This window comes from Phytopseudomonas dryadis, assembly GCF_004327355.1.
Taxonomy (GTDB): domain Bacteria; phylum Pseudomonadota; class Gammaproteobacteria; order Pseudomonadales; family Pseudomonadaceae; genus Aquipseudomonas; species Aquipseudomonas dryadis.
Genome location: NZ_QJUM01000008.1, coordinates 66,296 through 86,070, shown reverse-complemented (window position 1 = coordinate 86,070; position 19,775 = coordinate 66,296). Strand labels below are relative to the sequence as shown.

Annotated in this window: 18 protein-coding genes; 17 read left to right on the top strand and 1 reads right to left on the bottom strand. The window is 66.1% G+C overall.

The window, feature by feature from the left end:
* The first annotated feature begins 180 nt into the window (after window positions 1-180).
* From mraZ to lpxC, 16 genes are all read left to right on the top strand, one after another.
* Window positions 181-636 carry a division/cell wall cluster transcriptional repressor MraZ gene (gene mraZ, locus DNK34_RS08705; protein WP_131175447.1) on the top strand — a complete coding sequence of 152 codons (456 nt, stop codon included), beginning with the start codon at window positions 181-183 and terminating at the stop codon, window positions 634-636.
* Complete coding sequence (gene rsmH, locus DNK34_RS08700) at window positions 633-1,580, top strand: 16S rRNA (cytosine(1402)-N(4))-methyltransferase RsmH (RefSeq protein ID WP_131175448.1); 948 nt, start codon at window positions 633-635, stop codon at window positions 1,578-1,580. Before mraZ ends, rsmH begins: the two co-directional genes overlap by 4 nt.
* On the top strand, window positions 1,577-1,870 hold the full coding sequence (gene ftsL / locus DNK34_RS08695) for a cell division protein FtsL (protein WP_131175449.1): 294 nt from the start codon (window positions 1,577-1,579) through the stop codon (window positions 1,868-1,870). Before rsmH ends, ftsL begins: the two co-directional genes overlap by 4 nt.
* Window positions 1,867-3,606, top strand: coding sequence for a peptidoglycan D,D-transpeptidase FtsI family protein (locus DNK34_RS08690; RefSeq protein WP_131175450.1), 1,740 nt, complete (start codon window positions 1,867-1,869; stop codon window positions 3,604-3,606). Before ftsL ends, DNK34_RS08690 begins: the two co-directional genes overlap by 4 nt.
* Complete coding sequence (locus DNK34_RS08685) at window positions 3,606-5,069, top strand: UDP-N-acetylmuramoyl-L-alanyl-D-glutamate--2,6-diaminopimelate ligase (RefSeq protein WP_131175451.1); 1,464 nt, start codon at window positions 3,606-3,608, stop codon at window positions 5,067-5,069. Before DNK34_RS08690 ends, DNK34_RS08685 begins: the two co-directional genes overlap by 1 nt.
* Window positions 5,062-6,441, top strand: coding sequence for a UDP-N-acetylmuramoyl-tripeptide--D-alanyl-D-alanine ligase (locus DNK34_RS08680; protein WP_131175452.1), 1,380 nt, complete (start codon window positions 5,062-5,064; stop codon window positions 6,439-6,441). The genes DNK34_RS08685 and DNK34_RS08680 overlap by 8 nt, the downstream gene beginning before the upstream one ends.
* Window positions 6,442-7,524, top strand: a complete 1,083-nt coding sequence (gene mraY / locus DNK34_RS08675) for a phospho-N-acetylmuramoyl-pentapeptide-transferase (RefSeq protein ID WP_131175453.1) — start codon at window positions 6,442-6,444, stop codon at window positions 7,522-7,524.
* Window positions 7,525-7,531: 7 nt separating this feature from the next.
* Window positions 7,532-8,878, top strand: coding sequence for a UDP-N-acetylmuramoyl-L-alanine--D-glutamate ligase (gene murD / locus DNK34_RS08670; protein ID WP_131175454.1), 1,347 nt, complete (start codon window positions 7,532-7,534; stop codon window positions 8,876-8,878).
* Window positions 8,878-10,104 carry a putative lipid II flippase FtsW gene (gene ftsW / locus DNK34_RS08665; RefSeq protein ID WP_131175455.1) on the top strand — a complete coding sequence of 409 codons (1,227 nt, stop codon included), beginning with the start codon at window positions 8,878-8,880 and terminating at the stop codon, window positions 10,102-10,104. Before murD ends, ftsW begins: the two co-directional genes overlap by 1 nt.
* On the top strand, window positions 10,094-11,164 hold the full coding sequence (murG, locus tag DNK34_RS08660) for an undecaprenyldiphospho-muramoylpentapeptide beta-N-acetylglucosaminyltransferase (RefSeq protein ID WP_131175456.1): 1,071 nt from the start codon (window positions 10,094-10,096) through the stop codon (window positions 11,162-11,164). Before ftsW ends, murG begins: the two co-directional genes overlap by 11 nt.
* Window positions 11,157-12,605 (top strand): UDP-N-acetylmuramate--L-alanine ligase, encoded by a 1,449-nt coding sequence (murC, locus tag DNK34_RS08655; protein ID WP_131175457.1) that lies wholly within the window; start codon window positions 11,157-11,159, stop codon window positions 12,603-12,605. The genes murG and murC overlap by 8 nt, the downstream gene beginning before the upstream one ends.
* Entirely contained in the window at window positions 12,602-13,552 is a 951-nt protein-coding gene (locus DNK34_RS08650; RefSeq protein WP_131175458.1) for a D-alanine--D-alanine ligase, read from the top strand. Before murC ends, DNK34_RS08650 begins: the two co-directional genes overlap by 4 nt.
* A 2-nt stretch (window positions 13,553-13,554) precedes the next feature.
* A complete protein-coding gene (locus DNK34_RS08645; protein WP_131175459.1) occupies window positions 13,555-14,412 on the top strand; it encodes a cell division protein FtsQ/DivIB in 858 nt (285 codons plus the stop codon).
* Window positions 14,413-14,432: 20 nt separating this feature from the next.
* Window positions 14,433-15,680, top strand: coding sequence for a cell division protein FtsA (ftsA, locus tag DNK34_RS08640; protein ID WP_131175460.1), 1,248 nt, complete (start codon window positions 14,433-14,435; stop codon window positions 15,678-15,680).
* Window positions 15,681-15,759: 79 nt separating this feature from the next.
* Entirely contained in the window at window positions 15,760-16,950 is a 1,191-nt protein-coding gene (gene ftsZ / locus DNK34_RS08635) for a cell division protein FtsZ (protein ID WP_131175461.1), read from the top strand.
* A gap of 112 nt (window positions 16,951-17,062) precedes the next feature.
* The gene (gene lpxC, locus DNK34_RS08630) at window positions 17,063-17,974 is read left to right on the top strand and encodes a UDP-3-O-acyl-N-acetylglucosamine deacetylase (RefSeq protein ID WP_131175462.1); all 912 of its coding nucleotides are present in this window, start codon (window positions 17,063-17,065) and stop codon (window positions 17,972-17,974) included.
* A 177-nt stretch (window positions 17,975-18,151) separates the two neighbouring features.
* Here the strand turns inward: lpxC and DNK34_RS08625 are convergent, their stop codons facing one another.
* Entirely contained in the window at window positions 18,152-18,610 is a 459-nt protein-coding gene (locus DNK34_RS08625; RefSeq protein ID WP_131175463.1) for a DciA family protein, read from the bottom strand.
* 84 nt (window positions 18,611-18,694) lie between these two features.
* On the opposite strand from DNK34_RS08625, the gene DNK34_RS08620 reads away from it, so the two are divergent.
* Window positions 18,695-19,621 (top strand): M23 family metallopeptidase, encoded by a 927-nt coding sequence (locus DNK34_RS08620; RefSeq protein ID WP_131175464.1) that lies wholly within the window; start codon window positions 18,695-18,697, stop codon window positions 19,619-19,621.
* Window positions 19,622-19,775: the final 154 nt, after the last annotated feature.

Genomic DNA, 19,775 nt, shown 5'->3' with positions numbered 1-19,775 from the left:
CTCGCAAGCTCTGTCCCGCTCCCTCCTTTACTCGCTAAATCTCCGTTCTATAAGGACTTTTCCCTGTTGGCGCGCCTTGACGGTGGGGTGCGCGCGTTCCTATAGTGTGCTCCGGTGGTGAAAAGTGGCATGAAGTGGGTTTTTTTGGATGCAGATGGCTGATTAAGGGGAAACGCAACAGTGTTTCGCGGAGCTAACGCCATAAGTCTCGACGCCAAGGGGCGACTCGCGATGCCTAGCCGGTATCGGGACGAGCTCGTGTCGCGTTCGGCTGGCCAGCTCATCGTCACCATCGATGCCATCGACCCTTGCCTCTGCGTTTATCCGCTGCCCGAGTGGGAAATCATCGAAAACAAGCTGCGCGAGCTGGCTTCCTTCCGGGAAGAGAACCGTCGCCTGCAGCGTTTGCTGATTGGTAATGCCGTCGACCTGGAGCTGGACGGCAGCGGTCGTTTTCTGGTGCCGCCGCGCCTGCGTGAGTACGCCAAGCTGGACAAGCGCGCGATGCTGGTGGGGCAACTCAATAAATTTCAACTGTGGGATGAGGATTCCTGGAATGCCGTGGCGGATGCCGATCTGGCCGCCATCAAGCAACCCGGTGCGCTCTCCGACGAACTACGTGACCTGATCCTGTGACCATGACCAGTAGCCTGCGCCATATCACCGTGTTGCTCGACGAGGCCGTCGAGGGGCTGGCCGTGCGCGCGGATGGCTACTACCTGGACGGCACCTTCGGGAGGGGGGGGCACAGCCGGCTGATCCTCGAGCGGCTCGGACCGGATGGTCGCCTGCTGGGGTTCGACAAAGATCCCCTGGCAATTGCGACGGGAAATACGCTGGCGGCCGAAGACGGCCGCTTTGTCGTTGTACAGCGCAGTTTTGCGGAACTCGGCGACGAACTTGTTGTCCGCGGGCTGGCTGGCCATGTCAGTGGCGTGCTGCTGGATCTGGGCGTGTCCTCGCCGCAGCTCGACGATGCCGGGCGTGGTTTCAGCTTTCTCAATGACGGCCCGCTGGACATGCGCATGGATCCGACGCGCGGCGTCAGCGCCGCGCAGTTCATCGCCAGTGCCGACGAGGACGAGATCGCCCGGGTGTTCAAGGAGTACGGCGAGGAGCGTTTCGCCAAGCGCATGGCCCGGGCGGTGGTGGCGCGGCGTGGCGAACAGCCGTTCGAGCGCACCGCGGATCTGGCCCAGGTGCTGACCGTGGCCAATCCCGCCTGGGAAAAGGGCAAGAATCCGGCGACCCGGGCCTTCCAGGGCTTGCGCATCCACGTCAACAACGAACTGGGCGACCTGCAGCGCGGCCTCGATGCCGCCCTGGAGGCGCTGGAAGTAGGCGGGCGCCTGGTGGTGATCAGCTTCCATTCCCTGGAAGACCGCATCGTCAAACAGTTCATGCGCAAGCATGCCAAGGGCGAGCTGGACACGTTGCCGCGCGACCTGCCGATCATCCCCAAAGCCTTCGAGCCGCGTCTGAAACTGATCGGCAAGCCGCAGTTCGCCTCGCCGGCCGAGCTGCAGGCCAACCCGCGCTCGCGCAGTGCGGTCATGCGTGTTGCGGAGAAGCTGCGATGAACGGTCTGTTCGCCAAGCGTTTTCCCAGGGGCAGCCTGCTGATGCTGGTGCTGTTCGTCTCGGTGCTCGGTTCCGCCCTGGCGGTTTCCTACAGCGCGCACTGGAATCGGCAACTGCTCAACAGCCTGTACGGCGAGCTCAGCGTGCGCGACAAGGCGCAGGCCGAGTGGGGCCGGCTGATCCTCGAGCAGAGCACCTGGACCGCGCACAACCGTATCGAGACCCTGGCCAGCGAACAGCTGAAGATGCGCATTCCCGATGCCGCCGAAGTGCGCATGGTGGCGCCATGATGAGGCTCGAAGGCGCTCTCTATCCCTGGCGTTTCCGCCTGGTCATGCTGCTGCTGGCGCTGATGGTCGCGGCCATCGCTGCGCGCATCGTCGAGCTGCACGTGTTCGACCATGATTTCCTCAAGGCCCATGGCGATGCCCGCAGCGTGCGGCATATCCCCATTCCGGCGCACCGTGGCCTGATCACCGACCGCAATGGCGAGCCGCTGGCGGTCAGTACGCCGGTGACCACGCTGTGGGCCAACGGCAAGGAACTGCAAGCCGGCAAGGCTCAGTGGCCGGTGCTGGCCGCGGCCCTGGGGCAGGAGCCGGACGCCTTCGCCGCGCGGCTGCAGGCCAATGCCGAGCGCGAGTTCATGTACCTGGTGCGTGGCCTGACCCCGGAGCAGGGCCAGCGCGTGCTCGATCTCAAGGTGCCGGGGGTCTATTCGATCGAAGAATTCCGCCGCTTCTATCCGGCCGGGGAAGTGACCGCGCACATGGTCGGCTTCACCGATATCGACGACCGTGGCCGCGAGGGTGTCGAACTGGCGTTCGAGGACTGGCTGGCGGGCGTGCCCGGCAAGCGCCAGGTGCTCAAGGATCGCCGTGGCCGGCTGATCCGCGACGTGCAGGTCAGCCAGAACGCCAAGGCCGGCAAGGCGCTGGCGCTGTCCATCGACCTGCGCCTGCAGTACCTGGCCCACCGCGAGCTGCGCAATGCCCTGACCGAGTTCGGCGCCAAGGCCGGCAGCCTGGTGATGGTCGACGTCAAGACCGGCGAAGTGCTGGCCATGGTCAACCAGCCGACCTACAACCCCAACAACCGGCGCAACCTGCAACCGGCCGCCATGCGTAACCGCGCCATGATCGACGTGTTCGAGCCGGGCTCGACCATGAAGCCGTTCTCCATGAGCGCGGCCCTGGAAACCGGACGCTGGAAGCCCACCGACAAGGTCGACGTCAAGGGCGGTACCCTGCAGATCGGGCGCTACACCATCAAGGACGTTTCCCGCGCTCCGGAAGGCGTGCTCGACCTGACCGGCATCCTGATCAAGTCCAGTAACGTCGGCATGAGCAAGATCGCCTTCGATATCGGCGGCGCGGCCATCTATGACGTGATGCAGCAGGTCGGCCTGGGTCAGGACACCGGCCTGAGCTTCCCCGGCGAGCGCGTCGGCAACCTGCCCAACCACCGCGAGTGGCGCAAGGCGGAAACGGCCACCCTGTCCTACGGCTACGGCCTGTCCGTCACCGCCGTGCAACTGGCGCATGCCTATGCCGTGCTGGGCAACGGCGGGCGCAGCGTGCCGCTGTCGCTGACCCGCACCGACCGTCCGCGCGATGGCGTGCAGGTGATTCCCGCGGATGTCGCGCATACCCTGCAGGGCATGCTGCAGCAGGTGACCGAGGCGCCGGGCGGTGTGTTCCGCGCCCAGGTGCCGGGTTACCACGTGGCCGGCAAGAGCGGTACCGCCCGCAAGACCGCAGCCGGCACCAAGGGCTATACGCCCAATGCCTACCGTTCGCTGTTCGCCGGTTTCGCCCCGGCGAGCAACCCGCGTATCGCCATCGCCGTGGTCATCGACGAGCCGAGCAAGAGCGGCTACTACGGCGGCCTGGTCTCGGCGCCGGTGTTCAGTCGGGTCATGGCCGGTGGCCTGCGCCTGATGAACATCACCCCGGACAACCTGCCGGAAACCGCCGCGGCAAAGGCCGAAGCGCCGCTCGTCAACGACAATGGAGGGCGCGGCTGATGCCCATGCCATTGAACCAGTTGCTGCCGCAGGCGCAGAGCGCCGTACTGATCCGTGAACTGACCCTGGACAGCCGCAAGGTGCGCCCTGGCGATCTGTTCCTGGCCGTGCCCGGTAGCCAGCAGGACGGCCGCGTGCACATCGTCGACGCCATCGCCCGTGGCGCTGCCGCCATCGCCTATGAGGCCGATGGCGCCGAGGCCATGAGCGCCGAGAGCGCCGAACTGGTGCCGATCAAGGGCCTGGCCGGGCAACTGTCGGCCATCGCCGGGCGCTTCTATGGCGAACCGAGCCGCGGCGTGCACCTGGTCGGCATCACCGGCACCAACGGCAAGACCAGTGTCAGCCAGTTGCTGGCCCAGGCGCTGGATCTGCTCGGCGAGCCGTGCGGTATCGTCGGCACTCTGGGCAACGGTTTCTACAATGCCCTGGCCCAGGGCCTGCACACCACGCCGGATCCCATTGGCGTCCAGGCCACCGTGGCCGGATTGAAGAAGGCCGGCGCGCGCGCCGTGGCCATGGAAGTGTCGTCCCATGGCCTGCACCAGGGCCGCGTTGCCGCCCTGGACTTCGATGTGGCGGTGTTCACCAACCTGTCGCGCGATCATCTGGATTACCACGGTTCGATGGACGCCTACCAGGCCGCCAAGTCGGCGCTGTTCGCCTGGCCGAGCCTGCGTTGCCGGGTGCTCAACCTGGATGATGCGGTCGGTCGCCAACTGGCCGAAGAGCCCCGCGAGTCGCGCCTGATCGGGTACAGCCTGGAGGATTCCGGCGCCTACCTGTTCTGCCGCGACATCCACTTCGATGACCAGGGCGTGCGCGCCACCCTGGTCACCCCGCGTGGCGAGGGCCGCCTGCGCAGCCCGCTGCTGGGGCGCTTCAACCTGAGCAACCTGCTGGCCGTGGTCGGCGCCCTGGTGGCCATGGATTACCCGCTCGACGAGATTCTCAGGACGCTGCCGCGCCTGCAGGGGCCGGTCGGCCGCATGCAGCGCCTGGGTGGGCAGGGCAAGCCGCTGGTGGTGGTCGATTACGCCCATACCCCGGATGCCCTGGAGAAAGTGCTCGAGGCCTTGCGCCCCCATGTCAGCGGACGCCTGCTGTGCCTGTTCGGCTGCGGCGGCGATCGCGATCGCGGCAAGCGTCCACTGATGGCCGCCGTGGTGGAGCGTCTCGCCGATGGCGTGCTGGTCACCGACGACAACCCGCGCAGCGAGCCGGCCGAGCAGATTTTCGCCGATATCCGCGCCGGCTTCGTCGCCCCCGAGCGCGTGCGTTTCGTCCATGGTCGTGGCCAGGCCATCGCCCAGTTGATCGCCGAGGCCGAGAGTCGCGACGTGTTGGTGCTGGCCGGCAAGGGCCATGAGGATTACCAGGAGATCAATGGCCAGCGCCAGCCGTTCTCCGATCTGGATCAAGCCGGTCAGGCACTGGCGGCATGGGAGGCAGCGCATGCTTAGGGCGATGCATTTGAGCGAAGTGGCCGGCCCCCTGGCCGCTCGTCTGCAGGGTGAAGACCGTGCCTTCGATGCGGTGAGCACCGATAGCCGCAGCATCGTGCCCGGCCAGTTGTTCATCGCCCTCAGCGGGCCACGCTTCGACGGCCACGACTACCTGGCCCAGGTCGCCGCCAAGGGCGCCGTGGCGGCGCTGGTCGAGCGTGAGGTGGCGGGTGTCGATCTGCCGCAACTGGTGGTGGCCGATACCCGTCGCGCCCTCGGCCAGTTGGGTGCGCTGAATCGGCAGGCCTATGGTGGGCCGCTGGCGGCCGTGACCGGTTCCAGCGGCAAGACCACGGTCAAGGAAATGCTCGCCAGTATCCTGCGCGCGGCGTTCCTCGAACTCGGCGGTACGGTGCTGGCCACCCGTGGCAACCTGAACAATGAACTGGGCGTGCCGCTGACGCTGCTCGAACTGGCCCCGGCGCATAAAGGCGCGGTCATCGAGCTGGGTGCGTCGGGGCTCGGCGAGATCGCCTATACCGTCGGCCTGGCGCAGCCCCAGGTGGCCATCATCACCAACGCCGGCAGCGCCCACGTTGGCGAATTCGGCGGGCCGGAAAACATCGTGCTGGCCAAGGGCGAGATCCTCGAGGGCCTGAGCGAGGGCGGTGTGGCCATCCTCAATCGCGATGACCCGGCGTTCGCGCGCTGGGTCGCGCGGGCGGCGGGGCGCCGGGTGCTGAGTTTCGCCCTGCGCGACAGCGCGGCCGACTTCCACGCCAGCGAGCTGGGCCGCGATCCTCGCGGTTGCCCGGCCTTCACCCTGTACTGCGCCGATGGTCAGGCGCGCATCCAGTTGAACCTGCTCGGCGAGCACAACGTGAGCAACGCCCTGGCCGCCGCCGCCGCCGCCCATGCCCTGGCGGTACCGCTGGTCGATATCAAGAACGGCCTGGAAAACCTGCTGCCGGTCAAGGGCCGCGCGCTAGCGCAGCTGGCGACGAACGGCGCGCGGGTGATCGACGATACCTACAACGCCAACCCGGCCTCCATGTGCGCCGCCATCGATATACTCGCCGGCTTCTCCGGCCGCAAGGTGCTGGTGCTCGGCGATATCGGCGAGCTGGGCGCCTGGTCGGAGCAGGGCCACCGCGAAGTTGGCGAGTACGCGATCGGCAAGGCGGACGTTCTGTACGCGGTCGGGCCGCAGATGAAACACGCCGTACAGGCTTTCGGTTCCGAGGCCCGGCATTTCGCCGACCAGGCCGCACTGATCGAAGCGGTAAGCGCCGAGCCGGGCGACACCACCATTCTGATTAAAGGTTCACGCAGCGCCGCGATGGAAAACGTCGTCGCCGCGCTGTGTGGCCATTCCGGGGAGATGCACTAAATGCTGCTGCTGCTGGCCGAGTACCTGCAACAGTTCCACAAAGGGTTCGCCGTGTTCCAGTACCTGACGCTGCGCGGCATCCTTGGCGTGCTCACGGCGCTGGCGCTGGCGCTGTTCCTGGGGCCGTGGATGATCCGTACCCTGCAGGTCCGTCAGATCGGCCAGTCGGTGCGCAACGACGGCCCGCAGTCGCACCTGTCGAAGAAGGGCACGCCGACCATGGGCGGTGCGCTGATCCTCTCCGCCATCGCGGTGAGCACCCTGCTGTGGGCCGACCTGAGCAACCGCTACGTGTGGGTGGTGCTGATCGTGACGCTGCTGTTCGGCGCCATCGGCTGGGTCGACGACTACCGCAAGGTGATCGAGAAGAACTCGCGGGGCCTGCCGAGCCGCTGGAAGTATTTCTGGCAGTCGGTGTTCGGCCTCGGCGCGGCGTTCTTCCTTTATATGACCGCGCAGACCCCGGTGGAAACCACCCTGATCGTGCCGCTGCTCAAGGACGTCAGCATTCCCCTGGGCATCGGCTTCGTGGTGCTGACCTATTTCGTCATCGTCGGCTCGAGCAACGCGGTCAACCTGACCGACGGCCTCGACGGCCTGGCCATTCTGCCCACGGTGATGGTCGGCGCTGCCCTGGGCATCTTCTGCTACCTGTCGGGCAACGTGAATTTCTCCGAGTACCTGCTGATTCCCTACGTGCCCGGCGCCGGCGAGCTGATCGTGTTCTGCGGCGCGCTGATCGGTGCCGGCCTGGGCTTCCTGTGGTTCAACACCTACCCGGCCCAGGTGTTCATGGGCGATGTCGGCGCACTGGCCCTCGGGGCGGCGCTGGGCACCATCGCGGTGATCGTGCGTCAGGAAATCGTGCTGTTCATCATGGGCGGCGTGTTCGTCATGGAAACCCTGTCGGTGATCATCCAGGTGGCTTCGTTCAAGCTCACCGGCAAGCGCGTGTTCCGCATGGCGCCGATCCATCACCACTTCGAATTGAAAGGCTGGCCCGAGCCACGGGTCATCGTCCGTTTCTGGATCATCACCGTGATTCTGGTGCTGATCGGCCTTGCCACCTTGAAACTGCGTTGAGGAACGAATGAGCCTGATCGCTTCCGACCAATTCCGCATCGTTGTCGGCCTCGGCAAGAGCGGCATGTCCCTGGTGCGCTTCCTCGCGCGCCAGGGCGTGCGCTTCGCCGTGGCCGACACCCGTGCCGAGCCGCCGGAGCTGGGCACCTTGCGTGAACGTTTCCCGCAGGTGGAAGTGCGTTGTGGCGAGCTGGACGTCGAATTCCTCTGCCGCGCCAGCGAACTGCTGGTCAGCCCGGGCCTGGCCGTGGCCACCCCGGCCCTGCAGGAGGCGGCGCGGCGCGGCGTCAAGCTGTCCGGCGACATCGATCTGTTCGCCCGCCAGGCCAAGGCGCCGATCATCGCCATCACCGGTTCCAACGCCAAGAGCACGGTGACCACCCTGGTCGGCGAGATGGCCGCCGCCGCTGGGCGCAAGGTCGCCGTCGGCGGCAACCTCGGTACGCCGGCGCTGGATCTGCTGGCCGACGATGTCGAGCTGTATGTGCTCGAACTGTCCAGCTTCCAGCTGGAAACCACCGAGCAGTTGAACGCCGAAGTGGCGACCTGCCTGAACGTCAGCGAAGACCACATGGATCGCTATGCCGATCTGCCGGCCTATCACCTGGCCAAGCACCGTGTGTTCCGCGGCGCGCGGCAGGTGGTGGTGAACCGCGACGACGCCCTGTCGCGGCCGATGATCGCCGACCAGGTGCCGTGCTGGAGCTTCGGCCTCGGCAAGCCGGACTTCAAGCGTTTCGGTCTGCTCGAGGAAAACGGCGAGAAGTACCTGGCCTACCAGTTCGACGCGCTGTTGCCGGTACGCGAACTGAAGATCCGCGGTGCGCACAACCAGTCCAACGCCCTGGCGGCGCTGGCCCTGGGACATGCCGTCGGCCTGCCGATGGCGCCCATGCTGGAAACCCTGAAGCGTTTCAGTGGCCTGCCGCACCGTTGCCAGTGGGTTGGCGAGCATGCTGGCGTGAGCTACTACAACGACTCCAAGGCGACCAATGTCGGCGCGGCGCTGGCGGCCATCGACGGCCTCGGTGCGGATATCGCCGGCAAGCTGGTGCTGATCGCCGGTGGCGATGGCAAGGGCGCCGATTTCTCCGCGCTGCGCACGCCGGTGGCCCGCTACTGCCGCGCCGTGCTGCTGCTGGGCCGCGATGCCGGGAAGCTCGCCGCCGCGCTCGAGGGCAGCGTCGAACTGATCCGTGTCGACAGCCTCGATACGGCCGTCACGCGCGCCGCGCAGGTGACCCGGGCCGGCGACGCGGTGCTGCTGTCGCCGGCCTGCGCCAGCCTGGATATGTTCAAGAATTTCGAAGAACGCGGGCGCCTGTTCGCCCAGGCCGTGGAGGCGCTCGCCTGATGCTGACCTTCCTGCGCCCATACCCGTCCCCGATGTTCAGCCGCCGCGGCCTGGACATGGACTTCCCGATGCTCGCCGGTTGCCTGGCGCTGCTCGGCCTCGGGCTGGTGATGATTTCCTCGGCGTCCACCGAGGTGGCGGCGGTCAACGCGGGTAATCCGCTGTACTACATGATCCGTCACCTGATCTATCTGCTGATCGGCCTGGGCGCCGCCGGCGTGGTGCTGATGATCCCCCTGGCGACCTGGCAGCGCTGCGGCTGGATGCTGCTGCTGGCGGCCTTCGCCTTGCTGGTGGCGGTGCTGGTGCCGGGTATCGGCCGCGAAGTGAACGGCTCCATGCGCTGGATCGGTTTCGGCATGTTCAACGTGCAGCCCTCGGAGATCGCCAAGGTCTTCGTGGTGATCTACCTGGCCGGCTACCTGGTGCGCCGCCAGGAAGAAGTGCGCGAGAGCTGGGCCGGTTTCTTCAAGCCCTTCGTCGTGTTGCTGCCGATGGCCGGCCTGCTGCTGATGGAGCCCGACTTCGGCGCCACCGTGGTGATGATGGGCGCGGCGGCGGCCATGCTGTTCCTCGGCGGCGTCGGCCTGTTCCGCTTCTGCCTGATGGTGGCGCTGGCGGTCGGCGCCGTGACCCTGCTGATCTACACCCAGCCTTACCGCATGGAGCGCCTGACCAACTTCAGCGATCCCTGGGCCGATCAGTTCGGCGCCGGCTACCAGCTCAGCCAGGCGTTGATCGCCTTCGGCCGCGGCGAATGGCTCGGCGTCGGCCTGGGCAACAGCATCCAGAAGCAGTTCTACCTGCCCGAGGCGCACACCGACTTCGTGTTCGCCGTGCTCGCCGAGGAACTGGGCATGGTCGGCGCGCTGGCGACGGTGGCGCTGTTCGTCTTCGTCTGCGTGCGGGCGCTGTACATCGGCCTGTGGGCGGAAAAGGCCAAGCAGTTCTTCGCCGCCTATGTGGCCTTCGGCCTGGCCTTCCTGTGGATCGGCCAGTTCCTCATCAACATCGGCGTCAACGTCGGCCTGCTGCCGACCAAGGGCCTGACCCTGCCGTTCCTCAGCTACGGCGGCAGCTCGCTGGTGATCTGCTGCGTCAGCCTGGCGCTGCTGCTGCGCATCGAGTGGGAAGCGCGCACCCAGCTGGGCAGCGAGGACGTGGTGTTCGACGAGTCGGACTTCCTCGAGCCCGCCGCCGGGCAGGAGGTGCCCCATGGCCGCTAACGTGCTGATCATGGCCGGCGGCACCGGCGGCCACGTGTTCCCGGCGCTGGCCTGTGCCCGCGAGTTCCAGGCCCGCGGTTATCGCGTGCACTGGCTGGGCACCCCGCGGGGCATCGAGAACGACCTGGTGCCGGCGGCCGGTTTGCCCTTGCACCTGATCGACGTCAGCGGCCTGCGTGGCAAGGGCAAGCTGTCCCTGCTCAAGGCGCCGCTGCAACTGCTCAAGGCGCTGTTCCAGGCGCGCAGGGTGGTGCGTGAGCTGCAACCGGTGTGCGTACTGGGCATGGGCGGCTACGTGACCGGCCCCGGTGGCCTGGCCGCGCGCCTGGCCGGGGTACCGCTGGTCATCCACGAGCAGAATGCCGTGGCCGGTACCGCCAACCGCAGCCTGGTGGCCTTCGCCAGCCGCGTGTGCGAAGCCTTCCCGGATACCTTCGCGGCCTCGGCCAAGCGCCGTACCACCGGCAACCCGGTGCGCGAAGAGCTGTTCCTGGAAACGCCACGGGCAGCGTTGCGCAATCGTCGGCCGCGCCTGCTGGTGCTCGGTGGCAGCCTGGGCGCCGAACCGCTGAACAAACTGCTGCCGGAGGCGCTGGCGCAGGTATCTGCCGAATTGCGCCCCGAAGTCTTCCACCAGGCCGGCAAGCAGCACGCCACGGTGACCGGCGAACGTTACGCCAGTGTTGGCGTCGAAGCGCAAGTCGCGCCTTTTATCATCGACATGGCGCGCGCCTACGCCTGGGCCGACCTGGTGGTCTGCCGCGCCGGCGCGCTGACCGTCAGCGAACTGGCGGCGGCCGGTCTGCCCGCGTTCCTGGTGCCGTTGCCCCATGCGATCGACGACCACCAGACGCGCAACGCCGATTATCTCGCGAAGGAGGGCGCCGCCATCCTTCTGCCACAACGCTCCACTGACGCGGCCGGGCTGGCCGCGCAGCTGACCGAGGTCTTGATGCACCCCGAACGACTCAACGAAATGGCCACCACCGCTCGTCGCCTGGCCAAGCCCGATGCTACCCGTAGCGTTGTCGATGTCTGCCTGGAGGTGGCCCATGGCTAAGTCCCCCGCCGCGGTCAAGGCAGAAGTACGGCGCATGCGCCGCATCCGCCGCATCCATTTCGTCGGTATCGGCGGCGCCGGCATGTGCGGTATCGCCGAAGTGCTGCTCAACCTGGGCTACGAAGTGTCCGGTTCCGACCTCAAGGCTTCGGCGGTGACCGAGCGTCTGGAAAACTTCGGTGCGCAGATCTTCCTCGGCCACCGTGCCGAGAACGCCGAGAACGCCGACGTGCTGGTGGTTTCCAGCGCCATCAACACCTCCAACCCGGAAGTGGCCACCGCCCTCGAGCGGCGCATCCCGGTGGTGCCGCGCGCCGAGATGCTCGCCGAGCTGATGCGCTACCGGCATGGCATCGCCGTGGCCGGCACCCATGGCAAGACCACCACCACCAGCCTGCTGGCATCGGTGTTCGCCGCTGCCGGCCTGGACCCGACCTTCGTCATCGGCGGCCGGCTGAACGCCGCCGGCACCAACGCGCAGCTCGGCACCAGCCGTTACCTGATCGCCGAAGCCGACGAGAGCGACGCCAGCTTCCTGCACCTGCAGCCCATGGTCTCGGTGGTCACCAACATCGACATGGACCACATGAGCACCTACGAAGGCGACTTCAACAAGTTGAAGAAGACCTTCATCGAGTTCCTCCACAACCTGCCGTTCTACGGACTGGCGGTGGTCTGCGTGGATGATCCGGTGGTGCGCGAGATCCTTTCCCAGGTCGGCCGCCCGACCGTGACCTACGGCTTCAGCGCCGACGCCGACGTGCGCGCCATCAACGTGCGCCAGGAAGGCATGCAGACCTACTTCACCGTGCTGCGCCCGGACTGCGAGCCGCTCGACGTGTCGGTGAACATGCCCGGCAACCACAACGTGCTCAACGCCCTGGCGACCCTCTGCATCGCCACCGACGAAGGCATCAGCGACGAGGCCATCGTCCAGGGCCTGTCGCAGTTCCAGGGCGTCGGCCGGCGCTTCCAGATTTACGGCGAACTGCCGGTCGAAGGTGGCGAAGTGATGCTGGTCGACGATTACGGCCACCACCCGCGTGAAGTCGCCGCGGTTATCAAGGCCGTGCGCGGCGGCTGGCCGGAGCGCCGCCTGGTGATGGTCTACCAGCCGCACCGCTTCAGCCGTACTCGCGACCTGTACGACGATTTCGTGCAGGTGCTGGCCGATGCCAACGTGCTGTTGCTGATGGAGGTCTATCCGGCGGGCGAGGAGCCGATCCCCGGCGCCGACAGCCGCCAGTTGTGCCACAGCATCCGCCAGCGCGGTCAGCTGGACCCCATCTACATCGAACGCGGGGTCGAACTGGCGCCGCTGATCAAGCCCCTGCTGCGTGCCGGCGACATCCTGCTGTGCCAGGGTGCCGGCGATATCGGCGGGGTGGCCCCACAACTCCTGCAAAGCCCGCTGTTCAGCGCGCAAGGTCAAGGGAAATGAGTGCCGAAACCCTGAAATCCAACCTGCCGGTATCGGCATTCGGTCGCGTCGCCGTGCTGTTCGGCGGCAAGAGCGCCGAGCGTGAGGTCTCGCTGAAGTCCGGCAATGCCGTGCTGCAAGCGCTGCAGAGCGCCGGCGTGGACGCCTTCGGTATCGACGTCGGCGATGACTTCCTGCAGCGGCTGCTCGACGAGAAGGTCGACCGGGCCTTTATCGTGCTGCATGGCCGTGGCGGCGAAGACGGCAGCATGCAAGGGCTGCTCGAGTGCGCCGGCATCCCCTACACCGGCAGTGGCATCCTGGCCTCGGCCCTGGCCATGGACAAGCTGCGCACCAAGCAGGTGTGGCAGAGCCTGGGCCTGCCCACGCCGCGCCACGCGGTACTGGCCAGCGCCGAGGATTGCCGCCGCGCCGCCGCCGAGCTCGGCTTCCCGCTGATCGTCAAGCCGGCCCACGAGGGCTCGAGCATCGGCATGGCCAAGGTCGCCGATGTCGAGGCGCTGATCGCGGCCTGGCAGGACGCCGCCGGCTACGACAGCCAGGTGCTGGTCGAGCAGTGGATCCATGGCCCGGAGTTCACCATCGCCATGCTGCGCGGCGAGGTGCTGCCGCCCATCGCCCTGGGGACGCCGCATACCTTCTACGACTACGACGCCAAGTACCTGGCCGATGACACCCAGTACCGCATTCCCTGCGGCCTCGATGCGGCCAAGGAAGCCGAACTCAAGGAACTGACCGCCAGGGCCTGCGAGGCCGTCGGCACCCAGGGCTGGGCGCGCGCCGATGTGATGCAGGACGGCGAGGGGCGTTTCTGGCTGCTCGAGGTGAATACCGTACCGGGCATGACCGATCACAGTCTGGTGCCGATGGCCGCGCAGGCCGCCGGTCTGGACTTCCAGCAACTGGTGTTGGCGATTCTCGCCGACAGCCTCGCAGGCAGGGGTTGAGCATGAGCGCCGTTCTGCGTCATCAGCCAGGTACAGCCCGCGCGCCCATGCGTGGCAAGACTGTGCCGCGCGGCGCCAGCCGTCTGGTGGCGAAGGAGCCGATCAGCCTGCGCCTGCCGCGGCCCAACCTGGCGCTGCTCAAGCGCATCACCTGGCCGATCCTGCTGCTGGTACTGGGCTTCGGCGCCTATGAACTGGCGCTGCGCCTGCTGCCCTATGCCGATCGGCCCATCGCCAAGATCAGCGTCGAGGGCGACCTGAGCTATATCAGCCAGCAATCGGTGCAAAGACGTATCGAACCTTTCGTCAGCGCCAGTTTCTTCAGTGTGGATCTGCTCGGCATGCGCCATGAACTGGAGCAGATGCCCTGGATCGCCAGCGCCGAGGTGCGCCGCGTATGGCCGGACCAGGTGATGGTGCGCCTGGAAGAGCAACTGCCGATCGCCCGCTGGGGCGACGAGGCGCTGCTCAACAACCAGGGCCAGGCGTTCGCGCCCAAGGAGCTGGCGCATTACGAGCACCTGCCGCAGCTGTATGGCCCGCAACGCGCGCAGCAGCAGGTGATGCAGCAGTACCAGGTGCTCAGCCAGATGCTGCGGCCGATGGGCTTCACCGTGTCGCGCCTGGAGTTGCGCGAGCGTGGCAGCTGGTTCCTGTCCACGGGGCAGGGCATCGAGTTGCTGCTGGGCCGCGACCACCTGCTGGAAAAAATACGTCGTTTCGGCGCCATCTACGGCAAGGCGCTGAAAGAGCAGAAAGAGAACATCGCGCGGATCGACCTGCGCTACGCCAACGGCCTGGCCGTGGCGTGGCGTGAGCCGCCCGCACCCACGGCGGCCGAAACCGCTGTCGTGCAGTGAATCAGGAGAAGGCAAGAGTCATGGCAAACGTGCAGAGCGGCAAGATGATCGTCGGTCTCGACATCGGTACCTCCAAGGTGGTGGCGCTGGTGGGCGAAGTGACCGCCGATGGCCAGCTGGAAATCGTCGGCATCGGCACGCACCCGTCGCGCGGCCTGAAGAAGGGCGTGGTGGTCAATATCGAGTCCACGGTGGCGTCGATCCAGCGCGCGGTGGAAGAGGCGCAGCTGATGGCGGGCTGCCGTATCCACTCGGCCTTCGTCGGGGTGGCCGGCAATCACATCCGCAGTCTCAACAGCCATGGCATCGTCGCCATCCGCGATCGCGAAGTGAGCCCGGCGGACCTGGAGCGTGTGCTGGATGCCGCCCAGGCCGTGGCCATCCCGGCGGATCAGCGGGTGCTGCACACCCTGCCGCAGGATTACGTGATCGACAACCAGGAGGGCGTGCGCGAGCCCCTGGGCATGTCCGGCGTGCGCCTGGAAGCCAAGGTGCACGTGGTTACCTGCGCGGTGAACGCGGCGCAGAACATCGAGAAGTGCGTGCGCCGCTGCGGCCTGGAAGTCGACGACATCATCCTCGAGCAACTGGCCTCGGCCTATTCGGTGCTCACCGACGACGAGAAGGAACTGGGCGTGTGCCTGGTCGATATCGGTGGCGGCACCACCGACATCTGCATCTTCACCGAAGGCGCGATCCGCCATACCGCGGTGATTCCGATCGCCGGCGACCAGGTCACCAACGACATCGCCATGGCGCTGCGCACCCCGACCCAGTACGCCGAGGAGATCAAGATCCGCTACGCCTGCGCCCTGGCCAAGCTGGCCGGCGCCGGCGAGACCATCAAGGTTCCGAGCGTGGGCGACCGTGCGCCGCGCGACCTGTCGCGCCAGTCGCTGGCCGAAGTGGTCGAGCCGCGCTACGACGAACTCTTCACCCTGATCCAGGCCGAACTGCGTCGCAGCGGCTACGAAGACCTGATCCCGGCGGGCATCGTGCTCACCGGTGGGACGGCGAAAATGGAAGGCGCGGTCGAGCTGGCCGAAGAAATCTTCCACATGCCGGTGCGCCTGGGCGTACCGCATAGCGTCAAGGGGCTCGCCGATGTCGTGCGCAACCCCATCTATTCCACGGGCGTGGGCCTGTTGCTGTACGGGCTGCAGAAGCAGTCGGACGGTATTTCCATGTCCAACATCGGCAGTTATGGCGATGAAGCGAAAACACCTGTTCTGGAACGGCTCAAACGCTGGATCCAGGGCAATTTCTGATGTTTCACACCGGTGCGACGGGCGTGTGCAACGGCGTGTGCAGTGGGCGTTAAAAAACTAGAAAGTTAAGGAGAGAACCATGTTTGAACTCGTAGACAACCTCCCGCAAAGCGCGGTCATCAAAGTCATCGGTGTCGGTGGTGGTGGCGGCAACGCCGTCAATCACATGGCCAAGAGCAACATCGAAGGCGTCGAATTCATCTGCGCCAACACCGATGCCCAGGCACTGAAGAACATCGGTGCCCGCACCGTGCTGCAACTCGGCCCGGGCGTGACCAAGGGCCTGGGCGCTGGCGCCAACCCTGAAGTCGGCCGTCAGGCGGCCCTGGAAGACCGCGAGCGCATCGCCGAAGTGCTGCAAGGCTGCGACATGGTCTTCATCACCACCGGCATGGGCGGCGGTACCGGTACCGGCGCTGCGCCGGTGATCGCCGAAGTGGCCAAGGAAATGGGCATCCTCACCGTCGCGGTGGTGACCCGTCCGTTCCCGTTCGAAGGCCGCAAGCGCATGCAGATCGCCGATGAAGGCATCCGCGCGCTGTCGGAAAGCGTCGACTCGCTGATCACCATCCCCAACGAGAAGCTGCTGACCATCCTCGGCAAGGACGCCAGCCTGCTGTCGGCCTTCTCCAAGGCGGACGACGTGCTGTCCGGTGCCGTGCGCGGCATCTCCGACATCATCAAGCGTCCCGGCATGATCAACGTCGACTTCGCCGACGTGAAAACCGTGATGAGCGAAATGGGCATGGCGATGATGGGCACCGGCTGCGCCAGTGGTCCGAACCGCGCCCGCGAAGCCACCGAGGCGGCCATCCGCAATCCGCTGCTCGAGGACGTCAACCTGCAGGGCGCCCGCGGCATCCTGGTCAACATCACCGCCGGTCCGGACCTGTCCCTGGGCGAATACTCCGACGTGGGTAACATCATCGAACAATTCGCCTCCGAGCACGCCACCGTCAAGGTGGGGACCGTGATCGATCCGGATATGCGCGACGAACTGCACGTGACCGTGGTCGCTACCGGCCTGGGCGCGCGCATCGAGAAACCGGTCAAGGTCATCGACAACACCGTTCAGGTGGCTGCCGCTCCGAGCACTGCCCCCGCCGCAGCCCCGGCGCGCAGCGAGCAGAACGTCAACTACAAGGACTACGAGCGCCCGACCGTACAGCGTCAGAGCCATGGTGGCGCCGCCACCGCGGCGAAGATGAACCCGCAGGACGACCTGGATTACCTGGACATTCCAGCCTTCCTGCGTCGCCAGGCCGATTGATGGAAACTATCAGGAGTATGAGGGCGATTGGTGTTCAGCAAAGGCCGGTTCTGCTATTATCGCCGGCCTTTGTTGAAAACAATTCGCAACTAGCGCTATAGCGGCCAGAGCCATGATCAGACAACGCACCCTGAAGAACATCATCCGCGCCACTGGCATCGGCCTGCATTCCGGGGAGAAGGTATACCTGACCCTGAAGCCGGCACCCGTGGATACCGGTATCGTGTTCCGTCGCACCGACCTCGACCCCGTGGTAGAGGTTACCGGTCACGCCCTGAACGTCGGTGAAACCACCATGTCGACGACGTTGATCAATGGCGATGTCAAGGTGGACACGGTAGAGCACCTGCTCTCGGCCATGGCAGGCCTGGGTATCGATAACGCCTACGTCGAGCTCTCCGCCTGCGAAGTGCCGATCATGGATGGCAGTGCTGGCCCCTTCGTTTTCCTGATCCAGTCGGCGGGCCTGCAGGAGCAGGACGCGCCGAAGAAGTTCATCCGCATCATCCGTGAAGTGACCGTGACCGATGGCGACAAGCGCGCCACCTTCGTCCCGTTCGAAGGCTTCAAGGTGAGCTTCGAGATCGATTTCGATCACCCGGTGTTCCACGACCGTACCAAGATCGCGAGTGTGGATTTCTCCAGCACCTCGTTCGTCAAGGAAGTCAGCCGTGCACGCACCTTCGGCTTCATGCGCGACATCGAGTTCCTGCGTTCGCAGAACCTGGCGCTCGGCGGCAGCGTCGACAACGCCATCGTGGTGGACGAGTTCCGCGTGCTCAACGAAGACGGCCTGCGTTACGAGGACGAATTCGTCAGGCACAAGATTCTCGATGCCATCGGCGACCTCTACCTGCTGGGCAACAGCCTGATCGGCGAGTTTCGCGGCTACAAGTCGGGCCATGGCCTGAACAACCGTCTGTTGCGCGCCCTGATCGCACAGCCGGATGCCTGGGAAGTGGTCACCTTCGACGACGCCAACACTGCACCGATCTCTTACATGCGCCCGGTCGCGGCGGTGTAAGACAACTCTCCTTAGCTTCAATTTGATGGGCCACCTTCGGGTGGCCCTTTTTTTTAGCTTCAAGCCAGATTTTTAGCTTCAAGCTTCAAGCCAATTGGCGGTGCTGGCACTATTTTGCTTGCAGCTTGCAGCTTGCAGCTTGCAGCTTGCAGCTTGCAGCTTGCAGCTTGGCTGCGGCTAATCGCCGCGCTTGCGCCGATGGCTGGCCAGGCGTTCGAGCGCGGCGCGCAGCTTGGGGTCGCGGACGCCATCGGCGGTGGCCTGGATGCTTTCGGCAGCACGCTCGGATAGCACCACGGGGTGACCGGCTTCACGCCTTTCGACGGTCGGAGGTTGCACCTTGAAGAGAATTTTCGCTAAGGTCGCGAACGCTTCGAGCGTCTGCAATTGCCTGAGCAGGCGTCGTTGCTGATAACGCAGCCGGGTGGCCCAGTGGCCATCGGTGACGACAAGAAGTAGACAACCTTCGCGCCAGGACGCCACATGGCAGTGTTCCCGGGCGGCGGGTTGCAGCTGGCTTTCCAGCAGACGCTGCAGGTGTTCGAGCCGCTGAGCCTGATTGAACAGGGCTTTCAGGGGCTTCGCCTCGCGCAGCAGTGCTGCGGGCGCCTTGGCCGGCAAGGGACGAAAACTCATGGCAGGACGCCTAAGATTGTGGGGCCGACATGGTAGCAGAACCCTGCTGCCGACTTGGGTTCCGCCTTTTTTCATGGGGACGTCATGCACATCATCTTACTCAGCCGACGCCATGGCGCCGCGCGCTCGCTCAGCCTGGATCTGCGCTGGCTGGTGCTCAGCCTGGCATTGCTGATCGTGCTGGCGCTCGCCGCTGGCGTGGCTGTCGGCTCCTGGCTGGCGCCCACCTCCGCGCCGCTGCCGGACAGCACGCAGATCGCCGAGGCGCTGGATGCCCAGCGCGCCGAAGTGGGGGAGGTGCGCATCGATGCGCAACGTCAGCTGGACGCCTTCGCCGCCCATGTGGCCGAGTTGCAGGCGCGCCTGACCCGGCTCGACGCCCTGGGCGAACGCCTGACCGAACTGGCCGAGCTGGACGCCAGCGAATTCGATTTCTCCCTCAGCGTCGGCCAGGGCGGCCCGGAAGAGCTGCTCGATGGCGCGGCCTATGCGCCGCCGCCGTTCATGAGCACCCTCGACGAGCTGGCGCTGCGCATGGACAGCCGCGAGCAGCAGCTCGAAGTGCTCGAGCAGTTGCTCGCCGACCAGCGCCTCGACGAGGCCGCCTACCTGGCGGGGCATCCGGTGCTGCAGGGCTACGTGTCTTCGCCGTTCGGCCGGCGGGTGGACCCGCTGACCGGCCGGGTGAGCGTGCACAAGGGCGTGGATTTCTCCGCCAAGGCGGGCAGCGACGTGGTCGCCGTCGGCGCCGGTGTGGTGACCTTCGTCGGCTGGCGCAACGGCTATGGCAACACGGTGGAAATCAGTCATGCCGATGGTTACGTCACCCTGTATGCGCACAACCGCAGCAACCTGGTTCAGGTCGGCGACCTGGTGAGCCGTGGCCAGGCCATCGCCACGGTCGGCAGCACCGGTCGTTCGACCGGCAATCACGTACATTTCGAGGTCAGCCGCAATGGTCGGCTGATCAACCCGAGTGCCTATATCGCCCGTGTGAGCAGCGACGAATGACGGCGCTGGGCGTCTTCGCGCGCACCTCCCAGGCCCCCGCGCACATCCCGGACCGACGGCTTTCGTCCAGCCACGCCGGGCGTGCCTCCCCATAACGCCGCTTTCCTCAACTTCGTTTCCGGGTAGAATGCCCCCTTCGCACGCAGCCATGAGG